At 69.5% G+C, this 20,719-nt stretch carries 16 protein-coding genes; 12 read left to right on the top strand and 4 right to left on the bottom strand.

Annotated elements, in window-relative coordinates; genetic code table 11:
* The first annotated feature begins 135 nt into the window (after positions 1-135).
* The 5 genes from mnmE to ASF60_RS16735 all read left to right on the top strand — a co-directional run bounded on the left by mnmE (position 136) and on the right by ASF60_RS16735 (position 5,908).
* On the top strand, positions 136-1,458 hold the full coding sequence (mnmE, locus tag ASF60_RS16755) for a tRNA uridine-5-carboxymethylaminomethyl(34) synthesis GTPase MnmE (RefSeq protein WP_056187427.1): 1,323 nt from the start codon (positions 136-138) through the stop codon (positions 1,456-1,458).
* A gap of 127 nt (positions 1,459-1,585) precedes the next feature.
* Entirely contained in the window at positions 1,586-3,466 is a 1,881-nt protein-coding gene (gene mnmG, locus ASF60_RS16750; RefSeq protein WP_056187424.1) for a tRNA uridine-5-carboxymethylaminomethyl(34) synthesis enzyme MnmG, read from the top strand.
* Complete coding sequence (rsmG, locus tag ASF60_RS16745) at positions 3,459-4,094, top strand: 16S rRNA (guanine(527)-N(7))-methyltransferase RsmG (RefSeq protein ID WP_056187995.1); 636 nt, start codon at positions 3,459-3,461, stop codon at positions 4,092-4,094. The genes mnmG and rsmG overlap by 8 nt, the downstream gene beginning before the upstream one ends.
* Positions 4,091-4,939 carry a ParA family protein gene (locus ASF60_RS16740; RefSeq protein ID WP_056187421.1) on the top strand — a complete coding sequence of 283 codons (849 nt, stop codon included), beginning with the start codon at positions 4,091-4,093 and terminating at the stop codon, positions 4,937-4,939. The genes rsmG and ASF60_RS16740 overlap by 4 nt, the downstream gene beginning before the upstream one ends.
* 69 nt (positions 4,940-5,008) lie before the next feature.
* Positions 5,009-5,908, top strand: a complete 900-nt coding sequence (locus ASF60_RS16735) for a ParB/RepB/Spo0J family partition protein (protein ID WP_056187992.1) — start codon at positions 5,009-5,011, stop codon at positions 5,906-5,908.
* A gap of 37 nt (positions 5,909-5,945) precedes the next feature.
* Here ASF60_RS16735 and holA read toward each other — a convergent pair whose 3' ends face one another.
* From holA to leuS, 3 genes are all read right to left on the bottom strand, one after another.
* Complete coding sequence (gene holA / locus ASF60_RS16730; RefSeq protein WP_056187419.1) at positions 5,946-6,974, bottom strand: DNA polymerase III subunit delta; 1,029 nt, start codon at positions 6,972-6,974, stop codon at positions 5,946-5,948.
* Between the two features lie 13 nt (positions 6,975-6,987).
* Positions 6,988-7,563, bottom strand: coding sequence for an LPS assembly lipoprotein LptE (lptE, locus tag ASF60_RS16725; protein ID WP_244478473.1), 576 nt, complete (start codon positions 7,561-7,563; stop codon positions 6,988-6,990).
* Positions 7,564-7,683: 120 nt separating this feature from the next.
* Positions 7,684-10,290, bottom strand: a complete 2,607-nt coding sequence (gene leuS / locus ASF60_RS16720; RefSeq protein WP_056187417.1) for a leucine--tRNA ligase — start codon at positions 10,288-10,290, stop codon at positions 7,684-7,686.
* Between the two features lie 266 nt (positions 10,291-10,556).
* Between leuS and ASF60_RS16715 the strand changes: the two genes are divergently transcribed.
* A complete protein-coding gene (locus tag ASF60_RS16715; protein WP_056187415.1) occupies positions 10,557-11,288 on the top strand; it encodes a YggS family pyridoxal phosphate-dependent enzyme in 732 nt (243 codons plus the stop codon).
* A gap of 222 nt (positions 11,289-11,510) precedes the next feature.
* Here ASF60_RS16715 and ASF60_RS16710 read toward each other — a convergent pair whose 3' ends face one another.
* Positions 11,511-11,939 (bottom strand): MarR family winged helix-turn-helix transcriptional regulator, encoded by a 429-nt coding sequence (locus ASF60_RS16710; protein ID WP_056187412.1) that lies wholly within the window; start codon positions 11,937-11,939, stop codon positions 11,511-11,513.
* Positions 11,940-12,037: 98 nt separating this feature from the next.
* On the opposite strand from ASF60_RS16710, the gene ASF60_RS16705 reads away from it, so the two are divergent.
* From ASF60_RS16705 to aceF, 6 genes are all read left to right on the top strand, one after another.
* The gene (locus tag ASF60_RS16705) at positions 12,038-13,375 is read left to right on the top strand and encodes an MFS transporter (protein ID WP_056187409.1); all 1,338 of its coding nucleotides are present in this window, start codon (positions 12,038-12,040) and stop codon (positions 13,373-13,375) included.
* Between the two features lie 490 nt (positions 13,376-13,865).
* Positions 13,866-14,588 (top strand): amino acid ABC transporter permease, encoded by a 723-nt coding sequence (locus tag ASF60_RS16700; protein ID WP_056187406.1) that lies wholly within the window; start codon positions 13,866-13,868, stop codon positions 14,586-14,588.
* Positions 14,589-14,629: 41 nt separating this feature from the next.
* On the top strand, positions 14,630-15,322 hold the full coding sequence (locus tag ASF60_RS16695; RefSeq protein ID WP_056187403.1) for an amino acid ABC transporter permease: 693 nt from the start codon (positions 14,630-14,632) through the stop codon (positions 15,320-15,322).
* A 92-nt stretch (positions 15,323-15,414) separates the two neighbouring features.
* Positions 15,415-16,143, top strand: coding sequence for an amino acid ABC transporter ATP-binding protein (locus ASF60_RS16690; RefSeq protein ID WP_056187987.1), 729 nt, complete (start codon positions 15,415-15,417; stop codon positions 16,141-16,143).
* Positions 16,144-16,560: 417 nt separating this feature from the next.
* Positions 16,561-19,224: a pyruvate dehydrogenase (acetyl-transferring), homodimeric type gene (gene aceE, locus ASF60_RS16685; RefSeq protein WP_056187400.1), complete on the top strand. Its 2,664-nt coding sequence runs from the start codon at positions 16,561-16,563 to the stop codon at positions 19,222-19,224.
* A 92-nt stretch (positions 19,225-19,316) separates the two neighbouring features.
* Positions 19,317-20,699: a dihydrolipoyllysine-residue acetyltransferase gene (gene aceF, locus ASF60_RS16680; RefSeq protein WP_056187395.1), complete on the top strand. Its 1,383-nt coding sequence runs from the start codon at positions 19,317-19,319 to the stop codon at positions 20,697-20,699.
* Positions 20,700-20,719 lie beyond the last annotated feature (20 nt).

Genomic DNA, 20,719 nt, shown 5'->3' with positions numbered 1-20,719 from the left:
CCGGGGACAAGCATCGTCCTGCCTATTTCCCAAAAATTTCCCGCAAGAAACCAATTTGGTTTGCCGGCATAACGATATTCCGAGACCGGTCTATATTCTGAGACCGGAATTGTCGGGTTGCGGGGCACCGCACGGATGATCGAAACCACCACCCTCTTCGCGCCGGCGACCGGGCCAGCCCGGGCCGCCGTCAGCGTGATCCGGATCAGCGGGCCGAACGCGGCCGCGGTGATCCGCGCCCTCGCCCCTCCCCTGCCGGTTCCCAGGCGCCTGTCGCTGCGCACCTTGCGGATGCCGGACGGCGACCCGCTGGATGAGGCGCTGGTCGCCTGGATGCCGGGTCCCGCCAGCTTCACCGGCGAGGATATGGCGGAACTCCATCTGCATGGGGGTCTTGCGGTCCGTACGGCCGTTCTGCGGGCGCTGGCGGAGATCCCCGGATGCCAACCGGCCGAGCCCGGTGCCTTCACCCGCCGGGCCTTCCTCAACGGGCGCCTCGACCTGACCGAGGCCGAGGGTATCGCCGACCTCATCGATGCCGAGACTGAGGCGCAGCGGCGCCAAGCCCTGCGCCAACTCGATGGCGCCCTCGGCCGTCAGGTCGCCGATTGGCGCACCCGGCTCATCGATCTCCTGGCCGGCGTCGAGGCGGCGCTGGATTTCTCCGATGAGGGCGATGTCGACGACGCTGCGCTCGATGCGGCGCTGAGCCAGCGGGCGCGGGCAATTCGCGATCAGATTGCTGCCGTCCTGGCGGATGGTCACCGGGGCGAGCGCCTGCGCGACGGTTTCACCGTGGTGCTGGCCGGTCCGCCCAATGCCGGCAAGTCGACGCTGCTGAACGCCTTGAGCCGGCGCGAGGCGGCGATCGTTTCGGATCTTCCGGGCACGACGCGCGATGTCATCGAGGTCCGCTGCGACCTCGGCGGGCTGCCGGTGATCCTGGTCGACACGGCCGGTCTGCGCGCGGCGGCGGACGCCATCGAGGCGGAGGGCATCCGGCGAACCCGGGCCCGCATGGCCCAGGCGGACCTGATCGTGATGCTGGAAGGGCCGGACGCCGAGCGGGACTCGACACCCACGCCCGATCCGGGCAGTCCGGTGCTCCACGTCCGGACCAAGTGCGATCTCGGTCTCGGCGATTCCTCGAACGACACCGATTGCATCGCGATCTCGGCTCTGACGGGGGCCGGACTCGATCGCCTGCTCGCCGCCATCGAAGCCCGGGCCGCGCAGGCGATCGGAAGCGGCGATGCGCTGATCACCCGTGAACGCCACCGCCTCGGGCTCAGCCGATGCCGGGACCATCTCGACCGCCTGCTCGCCGGCGCCCCGCTGCCCGAACTGGCGGCGGAGGATCTGCGCCTCGCGGTCCGTGCGCTGGGGGAAGTGGCCGGGCATGTCGGCGTCGAGGAGATGCTGGACCGGCTGTTTGCGGGCTTCTGCATCGGCAAGTGACGAGCGCCGGCGCAAGGCGCAGCGCCCTGTTGTCCTGCGGGCGCACAAGCCTCTTGTTTCACGTGGAAACCGCAATCTTCGCTCGGCGCGCGTTGACCATCCACGCGCCAGACGCTTAATCGATCCCATGCACCACACACCTGATTCCTACGACGTGATCGTCGTCGGCGGGGGCCATGCCGGCGTCGAGGCTGCGGCCGCCGCGGCCCGGATCGGCGCGCGTACGGCCCTCGTGACCCATCAGGCCGCCACCATCGGCGCCATGTCCTGCAATCCGGCCATTGGCGGCCTCGGCAAGGGCCATCTGGTTCGCGAAGTCGACGCCCTCGACGGCCTGATGGGCCGCGTCGCCGATGCGGCCGGCATCCAGTTTCGCCTGCTCAACCGGCGTAAGGGACCGGCCGTGCGCGGCCCCCGCACCCAGGCCGACCGCAAGCTCTACGCCCGCGCCATGCAGGCCGCCATCGCCGAGACCGCCAACCTGACGGTGATCGAGGCGGAGGTCGCCGACCTCACCATCACGCAGGGACGTGTCGCGGCGGTCCTGTTGAACGACGGCCGCGCCCTCCCCTGCGGCGCCGTGGTGCTCACCACCGGCACCTTCCTGCGCGGCTTGATCCATATCGGCGAAACCCAGATCCCGGCCGGTCGTGTCGGCGAGGCGCCCTCGGTGGGTCTGGCCCTGACGCTCGATCGCGCCGGCTTCGCCTTGGGACGCCTCAAGACCGGGACGCCGGCCCGCCTCGACGGCCGCACCATCGCCTGGTCGCGCCTGGAGATGCAGGCGGCGGACGACGATCCGGTTCCGTTCTCGACCCTCACCGACCGGATCACCACGCCGCAGATCGAATGCGGCATCACCCGCACCACGCAGGCGGTGCATGATCTCATCCGGGCCAACCTGCATCGCTCGCCGATGTATTCCGGCGGCATCGCCAGCCGGGGGCCGCGCTACTGCCCCTCGATCGAGGACAAGGTCGTGCGCTTCGGCGACCGCGAGGGACACCAGATCTTCCTCGAACCGGAGGGCCTGGACGATCCGACCGTCTATCCCAACGGCATCTCCACGGCCCTGCCCGAGAGCGTCCAGCGCGATGTCATCGCGCTGATCCCGGGTCTTGAGCGCGCCACGATCCTGCGACCGGGCTACGCCATCGAGTACGACTACGTCGATCCGCGCGAACTCGATGCCACCCTGCAGGCCAAGCGCCTGCCCGGCCTGTTCCTCGCCGGGCAGATCAACGGTACCACCGGCTACGAGGAGGCGGCGGGGCAGGGGCTCGTCGCCGGCATCAATGCCGCACGCCTCGTCGGCGGCTCGGCCCCGGCGATCTTCGACCGGGCCGAATCCTATCTCGGCGTGATGATCGACGATCTCGTCACCCACGGGGTGAGCGAGCCGTATCGCATGTTCACCTCGCGCTCCGAGTATCGCCTCTCGCTGCGCATCGACAATGCCGACGAGCGGCTGACCCCGAGGGGGGCCGCCCTGGGCTGCGTCGGTCGCCACAGGGCCGAGCATTTCGCGGCCTCGCAGACGGCGCTCGACGCCGCGCGGGCGCAGCTCGATGCCCTGAGCCTGACCCCGAACCAGGCGCAAGCCGTCGGCATCGCTCTCAACCAGGACGGGATTCGCCGGAGCGCTTTCCAACTCCTGTCCTATCCGGGGATCGACTGGGACCGCCTCGGCGCCGTCTGGCCCGAATTGCAGGCCGTGCCGGCACGGGTGGCCGACCGCCTCTGCACCGATGCGACCTATGCGGTCTATCTCGACCGGCAGCAGGCCGACATCACCGCGTTCCGCAGGGACGAGGCCGTCGCCTTGCCGGTGCGCCTGGATTATGCCGGCATCGCCGGGCTCTCGAACGAGATGCGGTTGAAGCTCGAAGCGGTGCGGCCGGGGACGCTGGGGCAGGCGGCCCGAATCGAGGGGGTGACGCCGGCGGCGCTGACCCTGCTGGCCGCTCATGCGCGCCGGGCCGGTCGGGGTGTCGCGGCCCATGGTTGAGCGTGACCGCGACCGGATCCTGGCCGAAGCGCATGTTTCACGTGAAACAGCGCGGCGCCTCGACATCTATGTCGAGCAGTTGCGGCGCTGGCAGACCATCAAGAATCTCGTCGGACCCGGTACCCTGTCCGAGGTTTGGAGTCGCCACATCGCCGATGGGCTGCAACTCCTGGACCTTGCACCGGACGCCGCGACCTGGCTCGATCTCGGGGCAGGGGCCGGCCTGCCCGGTCTGGTCCTGGCCATCGCCGGACACGACCGCCCGGATTTCCGGGTCGACCTGATCGAGAGCAACGCGCGGAAATGCGCCTTCCTCACCGAGACGGCCCGCCTCACCGGGGCGCCGGCCCGGGTTCACAACGCCCGCATCGAGCAGGCTATCGCGGCCCATCAGGGCGTCGCCGTGGTGTGTGCCCGGGCGGTCGCCCCCCTCACCCAGCTTCTCGCCTGGGCCGAGCCCCTGTTGACAACCGGCACGGTCGGCCTGTTTCCGAAAGGACGTGACGTCCAGTCGGAATTGACCGAGGCCGCGCAACGGTGGAGATTCGTTTACGATCTCGTGCCGAGCCGAACCGAGTCGGAAGCGCGGATCGTCCGCGTCACGACCCTATCTCGCGTGGATTCATGACAAGCGATCCGACTCCCGTACCGACGGCCGGAGCCCATCCGGATCGGCCGCTGCGCATCCTGGCCCTGGCCAACCAGAAGGGCGGCGTCGGCAAGACCACGACGGCGATCAATCTCGGCACCGCCCTGGCGGCCATCGGCGAGAGTGTGCTGGTGATCGATCTCGATCCCCAGGGCAACGCCTCGACGGGGCTCGGCATCGACCGGCGCCAACGCAAAGTCTCGACCTACCACGTGCTCGCGGGTGAGGCGTCCCTGGCCCAGGCCTGCATCCCCACGGCGGTACCGCGGCTGATGGTGGCGCCCTCGACCATGGATCTGCTCGGCCTGGAGCTGGAGATGGCCAGCGCGCCCGACCGCGCCCACCGGCTCCGCAATGTCCTCAAGGGCATCGGCGAGACCGGCAGCACGGCCGGCATAACCTACGTGCTGATCGATTGCCCGCCCTCGCTGAACCTCCTCACCATCAACGCCCTGGCGGCCTCGGACGCCGTGCTGGTGCCGCTCCAGTGCGAGTTCTTCGCCCTCGAAGGCCTGAGCCAGCTGCTGCGCACGGTGGAGCAGGTGCGGGGCGCGCTCAATCCGCGCCTCACCATCCAGGGCATCGTCCTGACCATGTTCGATCCCCGCAACAACCTGTCGGCGCAGGTGGTGGCCGATGTGCGCAGCTTCATGGGCGAGAAGGTCTACGAGACCATGATCCCCCGCAATGTGCGCGTGTCCGAGGCGCCCTCGCACGGCAAGCCGGTGCTGCTCTACGATCTCAAATGCGCGGGCTCGCAGGCCTATCTGCGCCTCGCCTCCGAGATCATCCAGCGCGAGGGGCGCCTGCCCGTCGCGGCCTGAGACGGGTGGGGGCGCCCTGCCCTCACCCCATGACATGACCCAGTGCGTTCGGAGTTGAAGCAGGTGGCGATGGCGGATGATGTGGTGCGGCCCCGGCTCGGGCGCGGCCTCGCGGCCTTGATCGGGGATTTCGGCGACGACAACGCCGAGGCGAGCAAATCCCAGGCGCAACGCAGGGTCGCGGTGGAGTTCCTGCGCCCGAACCCACGTAACCCGCGCCGCCGCTTCCACGAGTCGGATCTCGAAGAGCTGGCCGCCTCGATCAAGGTGCGGGGCATCATCCAGCCGATCGTGGTCCGGGCGCTGGCGGGCGTGCCCGACACCTACGAGATCGTGGCGGGCGAGCGTCGCTGGCGCGCCGCCCAGCGGGCCGGCCTCCACGACGTGCCGGTCGTCACCGTCGAGATCGACGACCGGACCTCGCTCGAATTCGCCATCCTGGAGAACGTCCAGCGCACCGACCTCAATGCCATTGAGGAGGCGGCCGGCTACGAGCGGCTGATGAGCGAGTTCCAGTACAGCCAGAGCGAATTGGCCGAGATCCTCGGCAAGAGCCGCAGCCATCTCGCCAACACCCTGCGGCTGCTGCAATTGTCGCCGTCGATCCAGGACCGGGTCGTCGCCGGCGAGATCACCGCCGGCCATGCCCGTGCCCTGCTGGCGGTGCGCGACCCCGAGGGCGTGGCGCGGCGGATCGTGGAGGAGGGCCTGTCGGTCCGCGAGGTCGAGGCCCTGGCCTCCGCCGAGGTGCCCGAGGGCGACGGCCCCCGCCCCGGCCGGCCCCGTCGTGCCGCCGGCAAGGATGCGGAGATCCGCACCCTCGAACAGGCGATGGCGCGGGCGCTCGGCGTCAGCGTGGCGGTGAAGTCGAAGGTCGCGGGCGCCGGCGAGATCCGCATCCGCTACGAGACCGCCGACGAACTCGACGGTCTGTGCCGGCGCTTCCGGGTGACGCTGCCCGAGGCCTGAGGCCACGCCCCTGAGGCCCCGCACCGGGGCCGCCCGATCAGCGGCGCCGGGCCGCCTCGCCGGCGATGCGCAGGAGCGTGCTCGACGCGTGGGCGTGGGCCAGCTCCGGGTCAGCCCGGCGGCAGGCCAGGACCGAGTCCTGCAACAGCTGGATCGCGTGCCGCAGGGCAGGGGGTGACCAGCGCGCGAGCTGCGTCTCCACCTGGGCTTTCCGCCGAAAATGCAGGCCGCGCCAGTTCGCCACCATCTGGCTGGCGCTCGAACCCTCTCCGGCGAGGCGCGTCGCCAGCAAGGTCAGGGCATGGCGGAGGGCCGAGCCCAGCATCACCGACGGGTCCATGCCCTCGTGGCGGAAGCGGCGATAGTCGCGCTCGACCTCTCCGGTACGGCCGGCGAAAGCCGCATCGATCAGGGTGTTGAGCACGCTGCCGGCGACGTCGCTGACCACCGCCTCGACATCGTCCAGGCTCACCTGGCTCTGCCCGCGGGCGTAGAGCGCCAGCTTCTCGATTTCCGACAGGCTGGCGCCCCGGTCGCCTCCGAGGCTGGTGGCGAGGATGTCCCGGGCGTCGCGTGCGATGCGCAGGCCCTGATCCTGCAGCGTCCGGTCGATCAGGTCGCCGAGCGCCCGCTCGTCATCCGGGTAGCAGGGCAGGGCGAGGGCCTTCGGCGACTTTTCGCAGAGCGTCCGGAGGGGAGCGGACTTGCCGAGATCGCCGCCCTCGACCACGATCCGGGCGTTGTGGATCTCCGCCTTCAGGGCGGCGTCCACGGCCGGGGCGTAGTTGCGGCTGCCGGCCCGGACCCAGATCGTGCGGGTGCCGCCGAACAGCCCGACCGTGCCGGCCTCGTCGAGGAGGCGGCCGGGGTCCTGCGCCAGCACGTCGCCGTCGATCTTGATCATGGCGAAGGGGTCGCCCGGATCGCTGACGAAGGCTTCGGCCAGGGTCTTGGCGCGGGTGAAGACGAGACCGGTATCGGGGCCGTAGACGAGCAGCACCGCGATACGCGGATCGGGCCCCCGCCGGATGAGGCCATCGACGTCGCCGGCCTTGACGGCGGTCACGCGCGCGTCCCGCTCAGGGTTTCGTCACCAGCACCGAGGCGATGCGGGTCTTGATCTGCTCGGCCAGCACCTTGGCCAGTCGGATCTCGGCGTCGCGGGCGGCGCGCAGGCTGGCGAAGCGCTGGATCGAGCGGTCGTAGGTCGCCGTCGACGTCGCTACGCCCTCGCTGATGATCTTGGTGCCGCTGAGATCCTCCAAGGCGTATTTTACGGTGCCCACGATGGTGCCGGCCTCGGCGCGCCCGGTCAGCGACGAGACGATCGGGGTCTGCACCGATTCGCTGCCCTGCATCTTCAGGCGGTAGCGCTTCGGCGCGGTCTGGCCCGAGCCGTCGAGATCGAAGATCAGCTCACTGCGCAGGTAATGGCCCAGGCGCTCCTGGCCCTGGGCCATGGCGACGTCGTCGACCTGAACCGAGGCGAGCAGGGCCGACATCGGTTCGCCCGAGGCCGTGGGGCCGTAGAGCGGGCGAAAGCAGGCCGACAGGTCGAGCGCCAGGGCGGCGACGGCCACGACCCGCGCGGCACGCCCGATCGTGCCGGTCGCCCGCGTCCGAACCGCCCCAGTGCCGTTTGCCAAGCGCATCATGCCTGCCGTCGTCCCGCTCTCTCGTCCCGTCCGTCTGTACGGCGAACCGGGGTCCGACGACAGCCTATTCGCTGCAAGCTTTACGTTTCCTATCCGGCAGGATCATGGTCGGCGACCGTGTCAGACCACGAGGTTCACGATCCGGCCCGGCACCACGATGACCTTCTTCGGGGCACGCCCCTCGAGGGCCTTCTGCACGGCCTCATCGGCCAGGACGAGGGCCTCGACGGCCGCCACGTCGGCGGCGCGCGGGACGGTGACGTCGGCCCGCTTCTTGCCGTTGATCTGCACCGGCAGGGTGACCGTGTCCTCGACCAGCAGGCCGCGCTCGACCTCCGGCCACGCCGCCTGCGCCACCATCCCGTCACGCCCGAGCGCCTGCCAGCAGGCCTCGGCGAGGTGCGGCATCATCGGGGCGATGAGCTGCGTCAGGATGCCGGCGGCTTCGCCCGCGACGGGGCCCGAGACACCGCCCCGCAGCGCCTCGTCGAGGGCATTGGCCAGGGTGTAGATGTGGGCGACGCAGCGATTGAAGCGCAGGCGCTCGACGTCCTCCTCCACGGCGGCGAGGGCCTTGTGGGCGGCCTTGCGCAGGGCGGCGTCGTGGGAGCCCGATGCGGCGTCCCCGGCGGCCGCGAGAGAGACCAGACGCCAGACGCGCTGGACGAAGCGGGCGGCGCCCTGGACCCCATCCTCGGTCCAGATCACGTCGCGCTCGGGGGGCGAATCGGAGAGCATGAACCAGCGCGCGGTGTCGGCGCCGTAGCTGGCGATGATGTCGTCCGGGTCGACCACGTTCTTCTTCGATTTCGACATCTTCTCGATGGCGCCGATGGTGATCGGCGCCGCCGTTTTCACGTGAAACGCCTCGCGGGCGCCGGTCTCGCCCGAGATCCGGATGTCGGCGGGCGGCACCCAGGCCCCGGCCGCATCCTTGTAGGTCTCGTGGACCACCATGCCTTGCGTGAACAGGCCGTCGAACGGCTCGGAGACGCCGGACCAGCCGGTGGCCTTCATCGCCCGCATGAAGAAGCGGGCGTAGAGCAGGTGCAGGATCGCGTGCTCGATGCCGCCGATATACTGGTCGACGGCGAGCCACTGGTCGACCGCCTTGCGGTCGGTTGGCGCGTCCTGGAGCCAGGGCGCGGTGAAGCGGGCATAGTACCAGGACGAATCCACGAAGGTGTCCATGGTGTCGGTCTCGCGCCGGGCCGGCTTGCCGCAGGTGGGGCAGGGGACGTTGCGCCAGGCGTGGTCGCGCTCCAGCGGATTGCCGGGCACGTCGAAGGAGACCTCGTCGGGAAGCTTCACCGGCAGGTCGGCCACCGGCACCGGGACGGGGCCGCAGCTGTCGCAATGGATGATCGGGATCGGGCAGCCCCAGTAGCGCTGGCGCGAGACGCCCCAGTCGCGCAGGCGGAACTGCACCTTGCGCTGCGCCACCGGGGCGCCGTCCAGGATCTCGGCCTCCAGCCGGTTGGCCACGGCGTGGAAGGCCTCGTCGGTGGTCATGTCGTCGAGGAAGCGCGAGTTGATCATCCGCCCGTCGCCGTCATAGGCGGTGTCGGTCACCACGAACGTGGCCGCCGCCTGGTCCTCCGGGCAGACCACGGGGGTGTTGCCGAGGCCATACTTGTTGGCGAAGTCGAGATCGCGCTGGTCATGGGCCGGGCAGCCGAACACGGCGCCGGTGCCGTACTCCATCAGCACGAAGTTCGCGACGTAGACCGGCAGCAGCCAGGACGGATCGAGGGGGTGGCGCACCGTGAGCCCGGTGTCGTAGCCGAGCTTCTCCGCCGTATCGATCGCCGCCTGGGCCGTGCCGGTGCGGCGGCATTCCTCGATGAAGCTCTGGAGCGCCGGATGGGCCGGGGCCAGGGCCGCGGCGATCGGGTGATCGGCGGCGATGGCCAGGAACTTCGCGCCGAACAGGGTGTCGGGCCGCGTGGTGTAGACCGTGATCTCCGGCGCCCCATGCGCGGGCGGCGCCGCAAGGGCGAAGCGGACCTCCAACCCTTCCGAGCGGCCGATCCAGTTCTTCTGCATCACCCGCACCTTCTCGGGCCAGCGCTCCAGGCCGTCGAGGGCGTCGTACAGGTCCTGGGCGAAGTCGGTGATCTTGAAGAACCACTGGGTCAGCTCACGCTGCTCCACCAGGGCGCCCGAGCGCCAGCCGCGCCCGTCGATGACCTGCTCGTTGGCCAGCACGGTGTGGTCCACCGGGTCCCAGTTCACCTTGGCCGTGCGGCGCGTCACCAGCCCCTTGTCGAGGAAGTCGAGGAACATGCGCTGCTGGTGCTTGTAGTAATCGGGATCGCAGGTGGCGATCTCCCGGCTCCAGTCGAGCGACAGGCCCATGCTCTGGAGCTGGCCCCGCATCGTCGCGATGTTCGCGTAGGTCCAATCGCGTGGGTTGACCTTGCGCTCCATGGCGGCGTTCTCGGCCGGCAGGCCGAACGCGTCCCAGCCCATCGGGTGCAGCACGTTGAAGCCGCGCGCCCGCTTGTAGCGCGCCACCACGTCGCCCATGGCGTAGTTGCGCACGTGGCCCATGTGGATGCGCCCCGACGGATAGGGGAACATCTCCAGCACGTAGTATTTCGGCCGGTCGTCGTCGTTCTTCGTGGCGTAGATGCCGGCCTCGGTCCAGGCCTGCTGCCAATGCGGCTCGGTCTCCTTGGCGTTGTAGCGCTCGGGCGTCGGGGTGGTCGCGGGGGTGGTCGTCATGGGCCGGGCGCCGGGGTTCGGGAAGCGAGGGGCCGCCCGCGCGTCGTCGCGGGGCCGCCGGGAGGTTTGACGGTCGGACTACCACGGGGAGGGGAGGGGTCAACACGAGCCTGCGCGGAAGCCTCCCGGATGGGAGCTTCCGTCTTGCGGCCTGCGTGAAGCCTCCCGGATGGGAGCTTCCGTCTTGCGGCCTGCGTTCGGAATGATAGTCCCCCTGGCAGACAGTCCCTGCCGGACCCGTTCCCCCGACGCATTTCCGAGGCACCATGGCCGACGCCGCTCCCGACGCCCCAATCGCTGGCGACAACCCCTCTCCCCCGAGCGCCGCCGACGTGGTGGCCGGGCTCGCGGCGGTGCGCCACCAGATCGCCCAGGCGGCGGAGGATGCCGAGCGCGATCCGGCCTCGGTCGCCCTGGTGGCGGTGTCGAAGACGATCCCGGCGGAGGGCATCCTGCCGGCCCTGGAGGCCGGGCAGCGCCTGTTCGGCGAGAACTACGTGCAGGAATCGAAGGCCAAGTGGCCGGCGTTGCGCGAGCGCTACCCGGATGTCGAACTCCACCTCGTCGGGCCGCTGCAATCGAACAAGGCCCGCGAGGCGGTGGAGCTGTTCGACGTGATCCACGGCCTCGACCGGCTGTCCCTGGCCGCTTCGCTCGCCAAGGAGATCGCACGGACCGGGCGGACGCCGAAGCTGCTGATCCAGGTCAATACCGGCGACGAGCCTCAGAAGGGCGGCGTCTCGCCCGCCGCCGTCGACACTCTGCTCTCCGAATGCCGCGAGACCCACGGCCTGGCGATCCAGGGCCTGATGTGCATCCCTCCGGCCGAGGCCCCGCCCTCCGCCCATTTCGCGCTGCTGGCCCGCATCGCCGCGCGTCACAACCTGCCGATCCTCTCGATGGGCATGAGCGCGGATTACCCGGCCGCGATCCAGATGGGCGCCACCCATGTCCGCGTCGGCACCGCGATCTTCGGCGCCCGCCCGCGCAAGGGGTGAGGCGAGGGGGCGCGCAACGGGGGAGCGACGCTCGGGCCCTCCGCCTCACGTGCTGATCGTGCCGAGACGTCGAGCCCGCTACGCTTCCTTCGACAGGCCGTTGGATTCCTGCATCCAGGTTTTCGGACCTGTGACGCAGCCCTCCTCCCTCCTGCGGGGAGGCGTTTGCGGGGAGGCGTTGGAGGTGGGGGGTTGAGCGACCCTCATGCTGCGGAACTCGCATCACAGAATCTGGACCACCCGCGCCAGGGCGGTGCACAGGTCCGCCGCCTCGGACGCGCCGTAGCGGGCCTCAAAATCCGCCTGGGCCACGCGCCAGAGGGGTTCGGCCTCGGCGAGGCGCTGCCGCCCGGCCTCGGTGAGGTGCAGGGCGCGCGTCCGCCCGTTCGGACCCGGGCCGACGCCCACGAGGCCGTCCCGCTCCAGGGGCTTGAGGGCGCGGCCCAAGGTCGTCCGGTCCATCGCCATCGCGTCGGCGAGCCCGTTGATCGAGATCGGCCCGAGCCGCCGCAGGCCGATCAGCATGGAATATTGCGAGGTGCGCAGGCCCATGGCGGCGAGGTGTCGGTCGTAGAACTGCGTCACCTGACGGGCGCCCTGGCGGATCGCGTTACAGTGGCAGATCACGGCGCGAGGCTGGAACTCGTCCACGGGGCACTCCGGCGGGCACGGATCGCTTGTCTAATACGTGCATATGCGCCTATGCAAGGCGCAGCGCCCCGGCAGCCGGCGCCTCGGAGCGACGCGCCATGGCCACCGATCCCACCCTCCGCCTCTCCGATGCCGTCGCGGCCGGGTTGGCCCGTCGCGGCCTGCATTATGGCTGGGCGGTGGCTGGCGTGACCTTCCTGACCATGCTGGTGACGGCCGGCGCGGTCGGGGCGCCCGGCGTGCTGATCCTGCCGCTGCAGAGGGAATTCGGCTGGGACACGGCGACGATCGGCTCGGCTTTGGCCGTGCGCCTGGTCCTGTTCGGCCTGATGGGGCCGTTCGCCGCCGCCCTGATGAACCGCTACGGCCCGCGCCGGATCGTGCTCCTGGCCCTCCTGCTCATCGCCGGCGGGCTGCTGGCCTCCCTGGGGATGACCCAGGTCTGGCAGCTCGTCCTGCTCTGGGGCGTGGTGGTCGGCATCGGCACGGGGCTGACCGCCCTGGTGCTGGGGGCCACGGTGGCGACCCGCTGGTTCTCGCACCGGCGCGGCCTCGTCGTCGGGCTGCTCACCGCGAGTTCCGCCACCGGACAGTTGGTGGTGCTGCCCCTGCTGGCCGCCCTGACCGAGGCCCTGGGCTGGCGCGCCGCGCTGCTGGTGATCTGCGGGCTCCTCCTGGCGGCCGGCCTCGGCGTGCTCGCCCTGATGCGCGACCGCCCGGAAGATCTGGGGTTGGCCCCTTACGGCGAGACCCCGCCAGCGATGGACAAGATCCCGCCGGTGGCGGGCAAGATCCCGCCCGGGCCGAGCGCCGGCGGGGCCATCGCGGCCCTGCGGGACGCCGCCGCCACCCGGGTGTTCTGGGTGCTGTTCGCCACCTTCTTCATCTGCGGGGCCAGCACCAACGGGCTGATCCAGACCCACTTCATCCCGCTCTGCGCCGATTACGGCATCGGGCCGGTGCAGGGCGCCAGCGTGCTCGCCGCCATGGGGGTGTTCGATTTCGTCGGCACCGTGGCCTCGGGCTGGCTCTCCGACCGCTACGACAACCGCTGGCTCCTGTTCTGGTACTACGGCCTGCGCGGCCTCTCGCTGATGTTCCTGCCGTTCTCGGATTTCTCCTTCGTCGGCCTGTCGCTGTTCGCGGTGTTCTACGGCCTCGACTGGATCGCCACGGTGCCGCCCACCGTCCGGCTGACGGCGGCGCGGTTCGGGCGCGAGCGCGCCAACCTGGTCTTCGGCTGGGTCTTCGCCGGGCACCAGCTCGGGGCGGCGACCATCGCGTACGGGGCCGGCCTCTCGCGCACCGAACTCGCGAGCTACCTGCCGGCCTTCTTCGCCGCCGGGGCTCTCTGCCTCGTCGCCGCCGGGCTGATCCTCACCCTCGGCCGTCCGGCCCGGGACGCTGCCCCGGCGGCCAATCCGGCCCACGCCTGAGCGGCGTGCACGCCCCGCGAGGGTGAGCCACGCCCCGCGAGGATGTGCCAAGCCCCGCGAGGATGCGCCAAGTCCCGCGAGGATGCGCCAAGTCCCGCGAGGGTGAGCCAAGCCCCGCGAGGGTGAGCCAAGTCCCGCGAGGATGCGCCAAGTCCCGCGCTCTGGTCCGGATGATGCTTGGGGGCCGGCCACCGATGCCGCGCCCGAATCCCGTTTTCCCCCGACCCGATCCGAATCGACCCGTGCCCCACGCTCCGCCCCCTCGGCGCGGAGCGCGGGCACCTGCGTGCCGTAAAGCTGCACCTGCCCGGAAAAGCGGCAAATCTCTGGAAATGTCAGCGTGGGACCCGGCCATGGCCGTCAAGGCCCTGGACCTTCCGCTCAAGGTCTCGGCACTGTCCGACACAGCACCGCCACATTCACGGGCGCGCGCCCGCCTTCTCGCCACGGGCGCTCGCCCGGATGCCCGATCACAGGGGACGACGACGCGATGAACTACAACTGGAATTGGGGCATCTTCTTCGAGGCCTCCCCGGAAGGCACCGGGACCTACGCGGACATGTTGCTCTCGGGCCTGATGTGGACGGTGGTGACGGCGCTCTGCGCCTGGGTCATCGCCTTCTTCCTCGGCTCGGTCGTCGGCGTGATGCGGACCCTGCCGTCGAAGACCGCCAACACCGTCGGCACGGTCTATGTCGAGCTGTTCCGCAACATCCCGCTGCTGGTGCAGATGTTCCTCTGGTACTTCGTCCTGCCGGAGGTGCTGCCGGAATCCTGGGGTAGCTGGGTCAAGCAGCTCCCCAACGCGCCGTTCTACACCGCCGTGGTGTGCCTGGGCTTCTTCACCGCCTCCCGCGTCGCCGAGCAGGTGCGCGCCGGCATCCAGGCCCTGCCGCGCGGGCAGAAGATGGCCGGCACCGCCATGGGCCTGACGGTGTACCAGACCTACCGCTACGTGCTCCTGCCGAGCGCCTACCGGATGATCCTGCCGCCGCTGACCTCGGAATTCCTGAACAACCTCAAGAACACCTCCGTGGCGCTGACCATCGGCCTGCTCGAACTCACCGCGCGGGCCCGCGCCATGCAGGAATTCTCGTTCCAGGTGTTCGAGGCCTTCACCGCCGCCACCATCCTGTACGTGCTCATCAACGTCGTGGTGATCTTCATCTCCGGCTGGATCGAGCGTCGCGTCGCCGTCCCGGGCCATCGCTGAAGGCCCGTCCCCCGCCGCCACGTTCTTCAAGGATCGCCGCGATGCTCGCGAATTTCGACGTCTCCGTCATCACCTCCGCGCTGCCGTACCTGTTCTTCGACGGCATGCGCTTCACCCTGACTCTGACGGCTTTGGCCGCCCTCGGGGGCATCGTCCTCGGCACCCTCATCGCCATGATGCGGCTCTCCAGCATCCCGGTGGTGCCGCTGGTGGCCAAGAGCTACGTCAACCTGATGCGGTCGCTGCCCCTCGTGCTGGTGATCTTCTGGTTCTACTTCCTGGTGCCCTATCTCGGGCAGTGGGTGACCGGGGCCGACCGGCCGATGACGGTGGGCGCCTTCACCTCCTCGCTGGTGACCTTCACGCTGTTCGAGGCGGCCTACTTCTCCGAGATCATGCGCGCGGGCATCCAGTCGATCCCCAAGGGCCAGGCGGCGGCGGCCTCGGCCCTGGGCCTGACCTACTTCTCGGCCATGCGCACGGTGATCCTGCCCCAGGTCTTCCGAAACATGACCCCGATCCTGCTGACCCAGACCATCGTGCTCTTCCAGGACACCTCGCTGGTCTACGTGCTCTCGATCACCGACTTCCTCGGCGCGGCCTCGAAGATCGCCCAGCGCGATGGCCGCCTCGTGGAAATGTATCTGTTCGCGGCCGTGGTCTACTTCGCGGTCTGCTTCATCGCCTCGATGGCGGTGCGCCATCTCCAGAAGAAGATCGCCATCATCCGCTGACGCCCGAGCGTCCCGCCGCATCCCGAGCCTTGAGGATTCCTCCCATGCGCACTCCGCTGAACACGTCGCAGGCCCCCGGCACCGCGGGCCCCATGATCACCATGAAGTCCGTCAGCAAATGGTACGGCGACTTCCAGGTCCTCACCGACTGCACCACCGCCGTGAACAAGGGCGAGGTCGTGGTGGTGTGCGGCCCCTCGGGCTCCGGCAAGTCGACCCTGATCAAGTGCGTCAACGCCCTGGAGCCCTTCCAGAAGGGCGAGATCGTGGTCGACGGCACCGCCGTGCACGACAAGAAGACCAACCTGCCGAAGCTGCGCGCCCGGGTCGGCATGGTGTTCCAGCATTTCGAGCTGTTCCCGCACCTGTCGATCACCGAGAACCTGACCCTGGCCCAGATGAAGGTGCTCAAGCGCGATCCGGGCGCCGCCCTGGATACCGGCCTGAAGCTCCTCGACCGGGTCGGCCTCTCGGCCCACGCCAAGAAGTATCCGGGCCAGCTCTCGGGCGGCCAGCAGCAGCGCGTGGCCATCGCCCGCGCGCTCGCCATGAACCCGGTGGTGATGCTGTTCGACGAACCGACTTCGGCCCTCGACCCCGAGATGGTCGGCGAGGTGCTCGACGTCATGGTCCAGCTCGCCCGCGAGGGCATGACCATGATGTGCGTGACCCACGAGATGGGCTTCGCCCGCAAGGTCGCCAACCGGGTCATCTTCATGGACAAGGGCGAGATCGTCGAGGACGCCACCAAGGACGACTTCTTCGGCAACGCCCGCTCCGAGCGGGCGCAGAACTTCCTGTCCAAGATTTTGGTGCACTGAGCCGGGTCCACCCGTTCTGGCGCCTTCATGAGAGCCGGTTCCGTCGCGACGGAACCGGCTCTTTCGCGTTCAGAAGCCCCTCGCTCCGGAATCTCTCGTGCGACGCTCGCCTCGTCCCACGGCCTCGCCCCGGCGGTCGCCGGGATCGGGACTGTCGGGGGGAGGGGGTGCGGCCGGCGATGGCGGGTGCGTCAGCTCGCGGGGGGCCTCGCACCAGACCGCCGCATGTCCGGAAACCCGGACAAAAAAACTGAAACCCGTAACAAAATTCGCAGACCAAATACGGGGTGATTCCCCGAAGCCATTGCGGCGAAAGGAGAACCGGGCTTGGTTGCAGGTGGCACGAACGCTGCTCAGCGGGGATCAGCCACATAAGCGGGTCCCAAGGCCCGCAGAAAAAGCCTTCAGGAGGATGCCATGGAGCGTAGCCGCGACCTCGATCCCGTCGAGACGCAGGAATGGCTCGATTCGCTGGACGGCGTCCTCGACGTCGATGGGCCGGAGCGGGCGCATTACCTGATCGAGCAGGTCATCGACGGGGCCCGCAAGAAGGGCGCTCCGGTCCCCTACTCGGCCAACACCGCCTACCTGAACACGATCCTGCCCGAGAAGCAGGACCCGCATCCCGGCGACCGGGTCATCGAGCACCGCATCCGCTCGGCCATCCGCTGGAACGCCATCGCGATCATCCTGCGGGCCAACAAGGATTCGTCGGAACTCGGCGGGCACATCGCCAGCTTCCAGTCGGCCGCGACCCTCTACGACACCGGCTTCATGCATTTCTGGCGCGCGGCCGACGCCCACCACGGCGGCGACCTCATCTACGTGCAGGGCCATTCCTCGCCCGGCATCTATGCCCGCGCCTTCCTGGAGGGGCGCCTCACCGAGGACCAGCTCCTCGGCTTCCGCCAGGAGGTCGGCGGCAAGGGCCTGTCGTCCTATCCGCATCCCTGGCTGATGCCGGATTTCTGGCAGTTCCCCACCGTCTCCATGGGCCTCGGCCCCCTGATGGCGATCTATCAGGCCCGCTTCCTGCGCTACCTGCACCACCGCAACCTGGCGCAGACGGATGGCCGCAAGGTCTGGGCCTTCATGGGCGACGGCGAGATGGACGAGCCGGAAAGCCTCGGCGCCATCGCGCTCGCGGCGCGCGAAAAGCTCGACAACCTCGTCTTCGTCATCAACTGCAACCTCCAGCGCCTCGACGGGCCGGTGCGCGGCAACGGCAAGATCGTCCAGGAGCTGGAGGCCGATTTCCGGGGCGCGGGCTGGAACGTCATCAAGGTGCTGTGGGGGTCGGGCTGGGACGCCCTGATCCAGAAGGATAGCACCGGTATGCTGGCGCGCCTGATGGAGGAATGCGTCGACGGCGAGTACCAGGACTTCAAGTCGAAGAACGGCGCTTATATCCGCGAGCACTTCTTCGGGCGCTACCCCGAGACCGCGGCCCTGGTGGCCGACATGAGCGACGACGACATCTGGCGCCTCACCCGCGGCGGACACGACCCGCGCAAGGTCTTTGCCGCCTACAGCGCCGCCTCCCGGCACAAGGGCCAGCCGACCCTCATCCTGGCCAAGACCGTCAAGGGCTACGGCATGGGCGAGTCCGGCGAGGGCCAGAACATCACCCATCAGCAGAAGAAGATGGGCGAGGCGGTGCTGCGCCAGTTCCGCGACCGCTTCCAGATCGACCTGACCGACGACCAGCTGACGGAGATCCCCTTCATCAAGTTCCCCGAGGGCAGCCCCGAGCACCGCTACCTGATGGCGCGGCGGGAAGCCCTGGGCGGACCGCTGCCCGCGCGCCGGCGCAAATCGCAGGCTCTCGAAATCCCGCCGCTCTCGGCCTTCTCGGCCCAGCTCAAGGAGACCGCGGGCCGCGAGATCTCCACCACCATGGCCTTCGTGCGCATCCTCAACACGCTGCTGCGCGACAAGACCATCGGCCACCGCATCGTGCCGATCGTGCCCGACGAGAGCCGCACCTTCGGCATGGAGGGCATGTTCCGCCAGTTCGGCATCTTCTCGCAGGTCGGCCAGCTCTACCGGCCGGAGGATGCCAACCAGCTCATGTATTACAAGGAGGACAAGAACGGTCAGATGCTCCAGGAGGGCATCAACGAGCCGGGCGCGATGTCGTCCTGGATCGCGGCCGCGACCTCCTACTCGCATTCCGACGCGCCGACGATTCCGTTCTACGTCTACTACTCGATGTTCGGCTTCCAGCGGGTCGGCGACCTCGCCTGGGCGGCGGGCGACATGCGGGCGCGCGGCTTCCTCATCGGCGGCACCGCCGGGCGCACCACCCTCAACGGCGAGGGCCTGCAGCACGAGGACGGCCACAGCCACCTGATCGCGTCGACCATCCCGAACTGCGTCTCCTACGACCCGACCTTCTCGTACGAAGTGGCGGTGATCGTGCAGGACGGCCTGCGCCGGATGTATGCCGAGCAGGAGGACGTGTTCTACTACATCACCGTGATGAACGAGAACTACGAGCACCCCGGCATGCCCGAGGGCGCCGAGGCCGGCATCATCAAGGGCATGTACCTCTTCAAGGAAGGCCCGAAGGAAACGACCGAGGGTCTGCGCGTGCAGCTCCTCGGCTCGGGCACCATCCTGCGGGAGGTCATCGCCGCCGCCGACCTGCTGGCGCAGGATTTCGGGATCAGCGCCGACATCTGGAGCTGCCCGAGCTTCACCGAATTGCGTCGCGACGCCATGGCGGCGGAGCGCTGGAACCTCCTGCACCCGCTCGAGGGCCGGCGCCTCTCCCATATGGAGACCTGCCTGACCGGGCGCACCGGCCCGGTGGTGGCCGCCACCGATTACATGCGCCTGTTCGCCGACCAGATCCGCACCTGGGTGCCGGGCCGTTACCGCGTGCTCGGGACGGACGGCTTCGGCCGCTCCGACTACCGCGCCCGCCTGCGCGACTTCTTCGAGGTCAACCGGCACTGGGTCGTGGTGGCGGCCCTGCACAGCCTCGCCGAGGACGGCGTGATCCCCGCCCGGACGGTGGCCGACGCCATCGCCAAGTACGGCATCGATACGGACCGGCCGGCACCCTGGACCGTCTGATCCGGCGCCCCCGAATCCCCGACCTTTCACCGAACACATCACCGGACGAGGGAGCCCGCGAGAGGTTCCGACTCAAGCCAGGGAGAAGCGCAATGGGCATCGAGATCCAGATTCCGGATATCGGCGACTTCAAGGAGATCCCGATCATCGAGATCCACGTGAAGGAGGGCGACACGATCGGACCCGACGACCCGCTGGTCTCGCTGGAATCTGACAAGGCGACCATGGACGTGCCCTCGCCGAGCGCCGGCGTCGTCGAAAAAATCCTGGTCAAGCTGGGCGACAAGGTCAGCGAAGGCTCGCCGCTCCTGGTGTTCAAGGGCGAGGCGGCCAGCAGCCCCGCCAAGGCCTCCAGCAGCCCCGCCAAGGCCTCCAGCAGCCCCGCCAAGGCCTCCAGCAGCCCAGCCAAGGCCGCCGAGGCCCCGGCCGGCGCCGACAGCGCCGCGCTCCTGGCCAAGCAGGAGCCGGCCTCGAGTTCTGCCCCGAGTTCCCGCCCGAGCGCCCCGACTGCGCCTGCGGCGCCGGTCGGCACCCTTCCCGATTTCTCGCAGGTCCATGCCAGCCCCGGCGTGCGCCGCCTCGCCCGCGAACTCGGCCTCGACCTGACTGCCGTGAAGGGCACCGGCGAGAAGGGCCGGATCACCAAGGAGGACGTGAAGGGGCATCTCACCCGCTCGGCCGCGCCGGCCGCCGGCGCCTCCGGCACGGCCGCGTTTGCCGGCGGCGGCATGGGCATCCCGGAGATCCCGGCGGTGGACTTTTCCAAGTTCGGCCCGATCGAGACCCAGCCGCTGTCGCGGATCAAGAAGATCTCCGGCGCGCATCTGCACCGGTCCTGGCTCAACGTGCCGCTGGTCACCCACCAGGACGAGTCGGACATCACCGAGACCGACGCCTACCGCAAGGAGCTCGACAACGCGGGCAAGGCGCTGAAGGACAACGGCTACCGCGTCACCCTGCTGGCCTTCCTGATCAAGGCCGCCGTCTCGGCCCTGCGCAAGCACCCCGAATTCAACGCCTCGCTCAGCCCCGAGAAGGACGCGCTGATCCTCAAGCGCTACTACAACATCGGCGTCGCGGTCGACACGCCGGACGGCCTCGTGGTGCCGGTGATCAAGGAGGCCGACCGCAAGGGGATCATCGAGATCAGCCGCGACCTCGGGGCGATTTCGGCGAAAGCCCGCGACGGCAAGCTCGGGGCGGCCGACATGCAGGGCGCCACCTTCTCGATCTCCAGCCTCGGCGGCATCGGCGGCACGTCCTTCACGCCGCTGGTCAACGCCCCCGAGGTCGCGATCCTGGGCGTCGCCCGCGCCAAGATGAGCCCGGTCTGGAACGGCGCCGCGTTCGAGCCGCGCCTGATCGTGCCGCTCTCGCTCTCCTACGATCACCGCGTCATCGACGGCGCGCTCGCCGCGCGCTTCGCCCGCCACCTCGCCCACGTCCTGGAGGACGTCCGCCGCCTCGTCGTCTGACGACGGAGCCCGGCCCGCGC

The organism is Methylobacterium sp. Leaf113 (assembly GCF_001423325.1).
Lineage (GTDB): Bacteria > Pseudomonadota > Alphaproteobacteria > Rhizobiales > Beijerinckiaceae > Methylobacterium.
This window is presented reverse-complemented; position numbering and strand designations above follow the sequence as displayed.